This is a genomic window from Paenibacillus sp. P2(2022) (genome assembly GCF_029522175.1).
Taxonomy (GTDB): Bacteria; Bacillota; Bacilli; order Paenibacillales; family Paenibacillaceae; genus Paenibacillus; species Paenibacillus polymyxa.
On sequence record NZ_JAKWFI010000015.1, the window covers coordinates 50,830 to 62,288 of the forward strand.

Genomic DNA, 11,459 nt, shown 5'->3' on the forward strand with positions numbered 1-11,459 from the left:
CTGATCGCACTTGGACGATCCGTATGATAACACATCTACTTCATCATACCTCGTTTATTGAGCTTTTTCCAATAATTTCGGTTTAGCAAAGATCATGCGACCCGCAGAGGTCTGAAGTACGCTCGTGACCAGTACTTCCATGAGAGATCCAATATAGTCACGTCCACCCTCCACAACAATCATCGTACCATCATCCAGATAAGCTACACCTTGCCCATGCTCCTTGCCATCTTTGATAATCTGCACCATAATCTCCTCACCGGGCAGTACGACAGGCTTCACTGCATTCGCCAAATCATTAATGTTCAGCACAGACACACCTTGAAGTTCGCATACTTTATTCAGGTTAAAATCATTAGTTACAACTTTACCCTGCAACACCTTTGCAAGCTTAACCAGCTTACTGTCGACCTCTGAAATTTCCTCAAAATCCCCCTCATAGATGAGCACATTCACATCTAGCTCTTTTTGAATTTTATTCAAAATATCCAGACCCCGCCGCCCACGATTACGCTTAAGTAAATCTGAAGAATCTGCGATATGCTGAAGCTCCTCCAACACAAATTCAGGAATTACAATGGTCCCTTCAATAAAACCTGTCTTGCAGATATCCGCAATACGCCCATCTATAATGACGCTGGTGTCCAAAATTTTATGTTCCTCCAGCTTGCGTTCTTCTACATCCGTTCCCCGACCAAAAAAGCCTGAACTCCAAAAGGATGACAACTCGTCCCGTTTTTCTAGCCCAACCATCAACCCCACATATCCACATACCAAGGTAACCGCGGTCTGGATAAGTAAACCAGGTGCCCCTAACCCTGAAAAGAGTGGATAAACTGCCAAGGAAAGGATCAGCCCCACCGCTAAGCCCATGACACCTGCCATCATCTCATTCATCGGAATTCGTACCAAACCTTCAATACCCTGCTGCAATCGATTCGCCACGGACGCCCCTGCGAATGAGCAGCCAACCATAAATACCACCGCTCCCGCTAACATCCAAACAGCCATTCCTGGTAAAGAACCATCACTCAACCATTGTGGCATCCACGTTACTAAGCCTCCTATCCGCTGGTATAACGTATAGCCAAACCACGCGCCGCACAATCCTGTAAAAGTTAAAATAGCCTTTCTCCACATTGAGTCTCTATACCTCCTTTATTTTCTTTTCAATAGTCTGCTATTTATTGGATACATAGCACTTCCCTTACCAGTATGGTCCATTTCCCACATAACTAACCCTGTGTTTTCACTTTTTATGCATAAAAAAAGCATTTATCCCCTTGAATGAATCAAGGAAATAAATGCTTCTTGTAGTTCTTGTCTGACACTAACGTTGCGAATGACGATATTGATCGTCCTGTTCTTCCTGTTTAGAACGATCCCGCTCACGTCCACGTCTGCGTGATAACTTCCGAATGTTCAGCTTCATACCGTACAACGCATAAAGCACCAGTGGTACAAAAATCAGCTTCGACAGCTGATCAGGAAATTTAACAGCTAGAACCACCGCTGCAATTACGACCCACGGAGCAACCCAGATGGCTTTTTTCGGAAGGCCGACCTTTTTGAAATTTGGATATCTCATGGAGCTAACCATCAAATAAGAGACTAGCAACATGGCAATCGACATGTATAACAATGAAATCTCGTTATGGAATAAGGACAACGTGGCTAATACGCCACCTGCTGCCGGAATGGGTAAACCTGTGAAATAACCTGGTACACCGGGACGTACGTTAAATCGAGCCAAACGCAATGCTCCGCACATCGGAAAAATGGCTGTAACCGTCCAAGCCAAAGCCGAATTCGCATCATGAAAAGCAACCATGTACATAATAACTGCGGGAGCAACACCAAAAGATATCATATCTGATAAGGAGTCCAGTTCTTTACCGAATTCGCTCTGGGCATTCAAAGCCCGGGCCATCCTTCCATCCAGTCCGTCCAACAACATGGCGACAATAACCATAATAGCGGCAAGACTGTATTTTCCGTCTACGGCCAATAAAATGGCGATCATTCCGAGAAACAAGTTACCCAAGGTACACATGTTCGGAATTGATTTGGTAATCATCTCTTCACCTCAATGTATGAATTGTTCCATTATAATCCTTTCACTGTATTACATTTACATTTGTCTGTCAATGAAAACTTGTTCCTGTAAACGTTTAAGCCCTTCTTTAATCGTACGTGCACGAACCTCTCCTATACCATCCACTTCATCCAGTTCTTCTATCGTTGCTGTCATGACATGTGGAAAACGTCCAAATCGCTCCACCAGATTATGAATAATTACATTTGGCAAACGAGGTATTTTGTTCAGCACCCGATATCCGCGTGCAGCAATATATTCTTCTGATGTCGCTGCTGAAGAAGGGTAGCCTAATAAACGTACTATATGATTCACATCCAGTAATTCGTCGTCCGTAGAACGTTTGAGTCCCAATATAATTTCACGGATCTTCTCGTCGCTGTCGTCTTTGGCATAATCCTTATACAGCAACCAAGCTTCTTCCTCGATATTACTGACAAGCTCCTCCATCTGCATGCTAATCAGCCTGCCCTCATTCCCGAGCTCGTTAATAAATCGTTTGATCTCCATTTTGATGCGCAGCACCATTTCGATCCGTTGAATGACATTAACGACCTCCGGCATGGTAACCAGTTCTTCGAATTCAGATGCAGTTAGATTCGTTGAGGCTTGCCCCAATACGGATCTATATTTTTCTAACGTCTGAATAGCCTGATTAGCTTTCGTTAAAATAACCCCGATTTCCTTGAGCGCATATCGTAAAGTCCCCTGATACAACGTAATAATATTACGACGCTGGGAAATAGACACAACCAGTTTACCAGTCTGCTTTGCAACTCGTTCCGCCGTCCGATGCCGAATCCCTGTTTCTATGGACGAAATGGAGGAATCGGGAATCAATTGCGTATTGGCATATAAAATTCGTTTTAAATCCTCACTTAATATGATTGCGCCGTCCATTTTAGCCAGCTCATACAAATAGTTCGGCGAAAAGTCACAATTAATAGAGAAACCGCCATCCACGACTTCCATTACTTCCGGGCTATAGCCAACGACCAGAAGAGCACCCGTTTTGGCACGCAAAACGTTTTCCAATCCGTCGCGAAAGGGAGTTCCCGGTGCCACAAGCCGTAGCAAATCGTTCATTTTATCCAGTTGGCTCGCTTCCTTCATCCTCAATGCCCCCTAATCTAATGCGGCTGCCAGTGCATCTGCCACCGTTCCAACTCCGATAATTTGTATCCCTTTTGGATGTGTCCAGCCCTTCAAGCTTTTCTCGGGCATGATCACCCGTTTGAAACCTAATTTCTCTGCTTCTCGCACTCGCTGTTCTGCTCGGGATACAGCCCGCACCTCGCCTGTCAGTCCTACTTCACCAAAAATCACATCGTACGGCTTGGTAGGAGCATCCCTAAAGCTGGAAGCAATGCTCACCGCTATGGCTAAATCCACCGCTGGTTCATCCAGCTTTACGCCTCCAGCAACATTGAGATAAGCGTCCTGGTTTTGCAAAAACATGCCCATCCGCTTTTCTAATACGGCAATGATTAATCCCATCCGATGATGGTCAATCCCCGTACCCATTCGGCGTGGAGATGGAAAATGCGTAGCCGCAATGAGTGCTTGCAATTCAACCAACACAGGCCGGGTTCCCTCCATACTGGCAACGACTGTGGAACCAGCCACCCCCAGTGGCCGTTCGGACAGGAAGAGCTCAGAAGGATTCGCCACCTCACGCAAACCACTTTCGGCCATTTCAAAAATACCAATTTCATTCGTAGAACCGAAACGATTCTTAACCGCACGCAACAGCCGATACGTATGATGGCGCTCTCCTTCAAAATAAAGTACACAATCGACCATATGCTCCAACAAACGCGGACCTGCAATAGCGCCTTCTTTGGTCACATGCCCTACCAGTACTGTAGCAATACCTAATCCCTTGGCAATCCGCATAAATCGTGAAGTACACTCGCGCACCTGAGCTACACTACCAGGCGCACTTGTCACCTCAGGCAAATATACAGTCTGTATCGAGTCGATGACCAGAAACTCCGGCTTCAAGCTGTCCACTGCTTCTTCAATCGTCTCCAAATTCGTCTCACATAATACGTACAGACTGGGAGACAAAGCACCGAGGCGATCTGCACGTAGCTTCGTTTGGCGGACGGATTCCTCACCAGACACGTAGAGTACCTTTAAACCAGTTAAAGCCAGCTCATTAGAGGTTTGCAGCATAAGCGTAGACTTACCGATCCCCGGGTCACCACCCACCAGAACAAGTGAACCTGGCACCACACCTCCACCGAGTACACGATTTAATTCACCAATTCCCGTCAAAATTCGTGTTTCTTTGCCACTCTCCACTTCAATAATAGGAAGCGGTTTGTCTTTTGTGCTATGAGTAAGAAGGGAAGATCCCATTCCTTGAGTTTTTACAACGCTTTCCGTTTCTTCGACCATGGAATTCCATGCCTGGCATCCAGGACATTTTCCGTACCATTTAGGCGATTCATAGCCACATTCTGTACAGGAAAATTTAGTTTTCACTTTAGCCATACTTTATTCCCTGGCTCCTTCTTGACAACGATGATGTCAATTTTATCTTCACACAGCACCTGAAAGAGCTGTAACAATAAAAGTTTACCATTGAAGCTTGGCGGACGTAAAGCAATATCACAAACTTTCCCAAAGCTTTTACCCTACCCTTTCAAGGTGTTCAATACACAAAAAGGGTGCCTTCGCAATAGCTTTCCAGCCTGCGAGACACCCTTTTCTAATGTTTTATTTACTAAACTGCTTTAGGACTTCGCGGATACATTATCCTTTTTCGTTACTGTCAATGCACCGTTCTCTTCATCAATATAGAGAGAGTCGCCTTTAGAAATGTTTCCAGTCAACAGTTCCTCGGACAGGCGATCTTCAATATGCTTCTGGATTGCACGACGCAATGGACGCGCACCATACGCTGGATCGAAGCCTTCCTTGGCAAGGAAATTCTTAGCCTTGTCTGTCAACTCAAAGTCAACCTCATACTCATTCAGACGCTTACGCAGCTCCTCAGACATGAGTGAAACAATTTCGGCAATATGTTTTTCTTCGAGAGAATGGAACACGATGATTTCATCTATCCGGTTCAAGAACTCAGGACGGAAGCTCTTCTTCAGTTCATCCATCACTTTGCCCTTCATGTTATCGTAATCCGCCCCAGCGTCCACAACAGCTGTAAAGCCAAGCGTGGAGTTTCGCTTGATCGCCTGTGCACCAACGTTGGATGTTAGGATGATGAGTGTGTTACGGAAGTCAACAACACGTCCTTTGGAATCCGTCAGACGTCCATCCTCCAACACTTGCAGCAGAATATTGAATACTTCCGGGTGTGCTTTTTCAATTTCATCCAACAATACCACAGAGTAAGGCTTACGACGTACCTTCTCAGTCAGTTGGCCACCTTCTTCATATCCTACGTACCCTGGAGGCGCTCCTACCAAACGGGATGTGGAGTGTTTCTCCATATATTCGGACATATCAATACGGATAACCGCATTTTCATCACCAAACATAGATTCAGCCAAGGCGCGTGCCAGCTCTGTTTTACCAACCCCAGTTGGACCGAGGAAAATAAAGGAGCCGATTGGACGTTTCGGATCTTTCAGACCGGCGCGTGCCCGGCGAATCGCCCGACTTACTGCCTTAACAGCTTCGTCCTGCCCAATCACCCGTTCATGCAACAGTTGCTCCATATTCAGCAAACGATGTGTTTCTTCTTCCTTCAGCTTGCTGACTGGGACACCAGTCCAGATGGCAACAACCTGAGCAATATCCTCTGGTGTAACTTCGGAATCTGTACGCCCCTGTTGTTCTTTCCATTGGTTTTTAGTGACATCCAGCTCTTCACGAATTTTTTGCTCTGTATCGCGCAGCGCAGCTGCCTTTTCAAACTCCTGGCTTTGTACCGCTGAATCTTTTTCCTTACGGATATCTTCCAGACGGTTTTCCAGCTGTTTCAGGTTTGGCGGTACTGTATAGGAATTCAGCCTTACCTTGGAGCCCGCTTCATCAATAAGGTCAATAGCCTTATCCGGTAGGAAGCGATCCGTAATATAACGATCTGACAATCTTACTGCAGCTTCAATAGCCTCATCAGTGATTTTCACACGGTGATGCGCTTCGTAACGGTCGCGCAGACCATACAAGATTTGAATCGCTTCTTCCGGAGAAGGTTGATCCACTGTAATAGGTTGAAAACGACGCTCCAAAGCAGCATCTTTCTCAATATATTTGCGATATTCATCCAGCGTTGTGGCACCGATACATTGCAGCTCGCCACGTGCCAGAGCAGGTTTCAGGATGTTGGACGCATCAATTGCGCCTTCCGCTCCACCAGCACCAATCAGCGTATGCAGCTCATCAATGAACAATACGATATTTCCAGCTTGACGAATCTCGTCCATAATCTTCTTCAAGCGATCCTCAAATTCACCACGATACTTAGTACCTGCTACTACAGAACCCATATCGAGTGTCATTACGCGTTTGTCGCGCAACGTTTCGGGAATCTCATTCGCTATGATTTTTTGTGCCAATCCTTCGGCAATCGCCGTTTTACCTACCCCAGGTTCACCGATCAAAACAGGATTGTTCTTTGTACGACGGCTGAGCACTTGAATAACGCGCTCAATTTCCTTGCTGCGCCCAATAACGGGGTCCAGGTTATTTTCCTTCGCAGAAGCCGTCAGATCGCGTGCCAGACTGTCCAGAGTTGGTGTGCTGACATTAGCTGGAGCACCGTGATGGCTGGAAACCGCCTCGCTGCTGCCGAGCAATTGAAGCACTTGCTGACGCGCTTTGTTCAGACTGATACCCAGGTTGTTCAGTACACGTGCTGCTACGCCTTCACCTTCACGAATAAGACCTAGCAAAATATGCTCGGTACCTACATAGGTATGACCCAATTTACGTGCTTCGTCCATAGACAGCTCAATGACTTTCTTGGCACGTGGAGTATAGGCAATGTTCGTCGGTTGTTCTTGACCGCGTCCAATCAGTGTTTCCACTTCATCCTGAATTTTTTCCAGTCCCAGCCCTAAACCGATTAAGGCTTTCGCTGCTATTCCTTCACCTTCACGAATGAGTCCTAGCAAAATGTGCTCTGTGCCAATGTTGTTGTGTCCCAATCGAACAGCTTCTTCCTGGGCCAAGGCAAGCACTTTCTGTGCACGTTCCGTAAATCTTCCAAACATCATATATCCTGCACCTCCACAGTGTGTATTTCAGTTCATTCTATATATTAAAGGGTTGTGCCTAATTTTTGCCGGATCAGCTTCGCCCGGTACATATCGCGCTCACCGGTATTCATTTTATCCCCAAAGCTTTTTTGTAAAAAGCCGGGTTGCGTCATCACATTAAGCTCATTCATCGCTGCAATGGAAGGACGCTCCAAAATTCCTAAATCTACACCGAGACGTACATCGGACAGCCGCTGTGCAGCCTCCTTGGAATCCAAAACTGCTGCATATGACAAAATACCGAATGAACGCATCACCCGATCTGTAATCCGCAGCATGGATTCATTCATCAATCGTTCTCTGGCAGAACGTTCGTGCTCTATAATTTGCAGCACCACGCCATGTAGATTCTCGATAATTTCCGCTTCGGTTTGTCCCAAGGTAATCTGATTGGATACCTGAAACAAATTCCCAACTGCTTCGCTGCCTTCACCATAAATACCGCGAACTGTAAGACCCACCTGTGAAACAGCGGACAATATACGATTGATTTGATGAGTCATGACCAATGCGGGCAAATGCATCATCACCGAAGCTCTCATACCTGTGCCGACATTCGTCGGACAACTGGTCAGAAAACCTCTCCGATCATCAAATGCATAATCAACATGCGCTTCAAATGCATCATCAATGACCATAGCGCGTTCCCAAGCTTCTCTAACCTGACATCCGGGATATAAGCACTGAATACGCAAATGATCCTCTTCATTTATCATAACACTAACTGATTCATCATCACTAATCAACACAGCACCGTTGCGAGATTCGTTCGCCAAATTAGGACTAATCAAGTGCTTCTCAACCAGTACCTGCTTGTCGATCTCATCCAACTCGGATATTTTCAAGGTATGAAAAGTACCAAAACGACCCAAATCATCATACTGAAGGATATCCGTTAAGCGTTGAAGCACTTCTTCCGACTGCTGATTGGTAGCAAGCATGGGAAAAGGCAGATGCTGCAAGTTACGCGCAATTCTTACCCGGCTGCTAATGACAATCTCCGAATCCGCAGCATCACCACGCATCCAATCACTTAGCGGCTTTTCCGTAAATCGGATATTGGGCATCACGCATTCCCTCCTACTCTTCACAAACTTTACTCTTCAGTCATTTCTTTTTCAAGCTTTCTGATTTGATCCCTAAGCTCAGCAGCTGATTCGAATTCTTCCTGTACAATGTGTTGTTGCATCTCTTTTTTCAAATCATCAATTTGCCGTTTAACCTTTAATCGGCCTCCAGTACGGACCGGAACCTTCCCAACATGACTCGTACTACCATGCACACGCTTGAACAGAGGGTCCAGACGACTATCAAAATATTGATAGCATGATGGACATCCAAAGCGTCCTAGCTTACTAAACTGTGTATAAGTCATACCGCAATCCTTGCATTGTAGATTTTGGGGAACACTGTGACCTGAAGACTGGCTTTTAGTGCTGGAGTCAAAATCCAACATCCCCGACAACAAGCTATGAATCGAAAAGCCATTAGGTGTTCCAGGGATCATCTCCCCTTTTTCCTTCGCACATGTCTCACAAATATGAAACTCTGTCTTTTCGCCATTCACAATTTTGGTGAAATGCAAAGTTGCCGGCCGCATATTACATTCTTGGCACAGCATAAAAGCACCTCCTTCAACGTCAGGATTTTTACAAATCCCTACATCTGAATTGCAAATCTCTATTCACTGGTTAATGGATACTAGCTATTTGGCCGCCAGCAACGAGATCAGCATAGCCTTAAGCAATCTTGCTCGCAGTTGGTCACGATAGGGAAGCTTCAGCAATAACGTATCTCTTGATAAAGCAGCCTTTATTAGACCAGCTTCCCTTTTGCTTAAAAAATGAGCTTCCTCTAACTGATAAATCAATCCTTCTGCTGCCGATTGGCTAATTTCCTCCCCGATGCTCTGATGAAGGTGTGTATGGATCGCATGCTGTGCAGGTAATTGAATTCGCTGAATCCGAATATAACCTCCACCACCGCGTTTACTTTCCACCACATAACCTTTTTCCAGCGTAAACCGGGTACTAATTACATAATTAATTTGCGACGGTACGCAGGAAAAGCGGTCAGCCAGATCATTGCGCTGAATCTCCACTAAGCCTTGGGGACTTTCCAGCAGCATGCTCTTCAAATATTGTTCAATAATGTCGGAAACATTGCGCATTTCATCATCCTCCACTAACGGAAACGCAAGTATTCAAATACATTTCACGCTCCACAGAGTCCGCCGTATATTGAACTTAACCAAACGGTATAGTCACGAATCTAAGCTGTATTCAGGCTATTGCCTGTTCTACATCCATTGGAATTGTACCGTTTCGTTTCTAGTGTGACCTTTATTTGCGATAAATCATACACTTCTCTTCTGTCCATAAGAAGCAGCTCCTAACTATACGCAAAGCATGTCATTATTGCTATACTTCTGTAGATTCACACTGGTTCTGATTGACTTTGACTTTCTTTGACTATATTCGTATTATAGCACAAATTTCATTTTTGCCAAGGGGTCAATACCATTTTTCGCAATCTAATTATGTTTTATACTATAGAATAAAAAAACTCTCCCATTATGGAAGAGCTTTGAATAATTATGATATCCCACATCCAATTTGGTTAAAAAGAGTTGGGCATTAAGAAAATCTAATTGGGCCTTTATCAGAAAAAATCCAATAGGAACGTTTGTTTTGTTGGTATTACACGTTTAAGTGCAGCCACAGACTCACTGCTTCCTTCAATGCGCCCCCAATTAAACAGGTTATCAGCTTGCTGGTAGCCGAGCATTAAAGTTGTTAATGACTGAATTCCCAGTTCCAAGTCAGCTACTGTATCGTTCTCAGGCAAATTACTTGTATCCACTCTTGCCAGATGTCCTTGCCCCTCCGTAGTAATCGTTAATCTCCATACTCCTTCATTCCAAGGAGCATACCGATCTGTCAGATGTAAGGTTAAACTTGTTTCCTCTCCAATCTGCTCAAAAGGGTATCTCTCTACAAAAGCAACAGCATCCACAATACGCCCCATAAAATAAGGCACCGTTTCCTGTTGAATTCGCGGATCATCGAGTAAAAAAGGCAGATTGTCATCTGCTGGAACGTAAATAAATTTACCTTGGGTTATCATTGAGTCATGGTTTGCAAAATAAGTCCACAAAGCCCGACGTGCCGTCTCATTTTCATATACCAACTCATCACAATTTAACTGTTTATCTTCTATTTTGTATAGTGCATATCCCTGAGAATCGCCTGCATCTGTGTAATATACTACAGTTCGATAATTCTCATTTAAAATCCGTTCCTGCCACCATGCCTTATCTCGTACCAGCGTACCATTGTAACGTGAAGCATACGATTGATACACTTGGTCTAGTTCTGAAATATTTTTGATATCCCGTTTGACTATACCTTCTGTTTTAAGTTTAGCAGGGAATTTATCAATTGGAATGACGTATTTTTTGTACTCAGTATACGTTTCCCATCCAAATTTACGATAGAAGGCAAAAGAAAATGGATGCAGAAAAGAAAGGCTTTGTCCTGCAGTCTTCATTTCTTCAAGCGCATGCGTCAACAAACGTGAAACCATACCTCCGCGACGCTTTTCCGGCCACGTTGCCACACCAGCAATGCCTCCCATATCAAAAACCTGACCATGTATGTATACCTGTAGTGGTAGCAAAGTCAGTTTAGCGTTCAAGTCAGGTCCGTCGAATATCCCCCATGTTTGTTCTGGTTTGAATTTCTTCTTGGCTTTCTCCAGATCCTCCGGGGTCATTGTAAACTGAAAAGCATACTGGGATAATCCTATAGCTGCTTCAAATTCCTCACGTTGTAATTGTCTGATCTCCATAACTTCGTCACCTCGCTCGTATACTTGGACCTTTAAAAAAATACGCACTTAGAGTGTCGCAAAGCCTCTTCCCTCTGTCAACCTTAGAAGCACATATCCTTCCACAAAATGCATAAAAAAAGGATGATAACCTCACTGAGGGTATCATCCTTTTTCACTTTTGCTTGGCGGCGTCCTACTCTCCCAGGACCCTGCGGTCCAAGTACCATCGGCGCTGGAGGGCTTAACGGTCGTGTTCGGGATGGGTACGTGTGGAACCCCTCCGCTATCGCCACCAAACATGAATT

The 11,459-nt window shown here is 44.9% G+C and carries 9 protein-coding genes and 1 rRNA gene; all 10 read right to left on the reverse strand.

Annotated features, from left to right (window positions below):
- Window positions 1–54: 54 nt before the first annotated feature.
- On the reverse strand, window positions 55–1,140 hold the full coding sequence (locus tag MMB75_RS24760; protein ID WP_017427900.1) for a PIN/TRAM domain-containing protein: 1,086 nt from the start codon (window positions 1,138–1,140) through the stop codon (window positions 55–57).
- Between the two features lie 190 nt (window positions 1,141–1,330).
- The gene (pssA, locus tag MMB75_RS24765; RefSeq protein WP_016818635.1) at window positions 1,331–2,077 is read right to left on the reverse strand and encodes a CDP-diacylglycerol--serine O-phosphatidyltransferase; all 747 of its coding nucleotides are present in this window, start codon (window positions 2,075–2,077) and stop codon (window positions 1,331–1,333) included.
- 54 nt (window positions 2,078–2,131) lie between these two features.
- Window positions 2,132–3,208: a DNA integrity scanning diadenylate cyclase DisA gene (gene disA, locus MMB75_RS24770; RefSeq protein WP_013373290.1), complete on the reverse strand. Its 1,077-nt coding sequence runs from the start codon at window positions 3,206–3,208 to the stop codon at window positions 2,132–2,134.
- Window positions 3,209–3,220: 12 nt separating this feature from the next.
- Window positions 3,221–4,594 carry a DNA repair protein RadA gene (gene radA / locus MMB75_RS24775; protein WP_013373291.1) on the reverse strand — a complete coding sequence of 458 codons (1,374 nt, stop codon included), beginning with the start codon at window positions 4,592–4,594 and terminating at the stop codon, window positions 3,221–3,223.
- 242 nt (window positions 4,595–4,836) lie between these two features.
- Complete coding sequence (gene clpC, locus MMB75_RS24780; RefSeq protein ID WP_016818634.1) at window positions 4,837–7,281, reverse strand: ATP-dependent protease ATP-binding subunit ClpC; 2,445 nt, start codon at window positions 7,279–7,281, stop codon at window positions 4,837–4,839.
- 44 nt (window positions 7,282–7,325) lie between these two features.
- Window positions 7,326–8,390 (reverse strand): protein-arginine kinase McsB, encoded by a 1,065-nt coding sequence (gene mcsB / locus MMB75_RS24785; protein ID WP_045245367.1) that lies wholly within the window; start codon window positions 8,388–8,390, stop codon window positions 7,326–7,328.
- A 29-nt stretch (window positions 8,391–8,419) separates the two neighbouring features.
- Window positions 8,420–8,944 carry a protein-arginine kinase activator protein McsA gene (gene mcsA / locus MMB75_RS24790; protein ID WP_016818632.1) on the reverse strand — a complete coding sequence of 175 codons (525 nt, stop codon included), beginning with the start codon at window positions 8,942–8,944 and terminating at the stop codon, window positions 8,420–8,422.
- 84 nt (window positions 8,945–9,028) lie between these two features.
- The gene (locus tag MMB75_RS24795) at window positions 9,029–9,493 is read right to left on the reverse strand and encodes a CtsR family transcriptional regulator (RefSeq protein ID WP_016818631.1); all 465 of its coding nucleotides are present in this window, start codon (window positions 9,491–9,493) and stop codon (window positions 9,029–9,031) included.
- 491 nt (window positions 9,494–9,984) lie between these two features.
- The gene (locus tag MMB75_RS24800; protein ID WP_045245366.1) at window positions 9,985–11,172 is read right to left on the reverse strand and encodes a GNAT family N-acetyltransferase; all 1,188 of its coding nucleotides are present in this window, start codon (window positions 11,170–11,172) and stop codon (window positions 9,985–9,987) included.
- 162 nt (window positions 11,173–11,334) lie between these two features.
- Window positions 11,335–11,451: ribosomal RNA gene (gene rrf / locus MMB75_RS24805) — 5S ribosomal RNA — on the reverse strand.
- Window positions 11,452–11,459 lie beyond the last annotated feature (8 nt).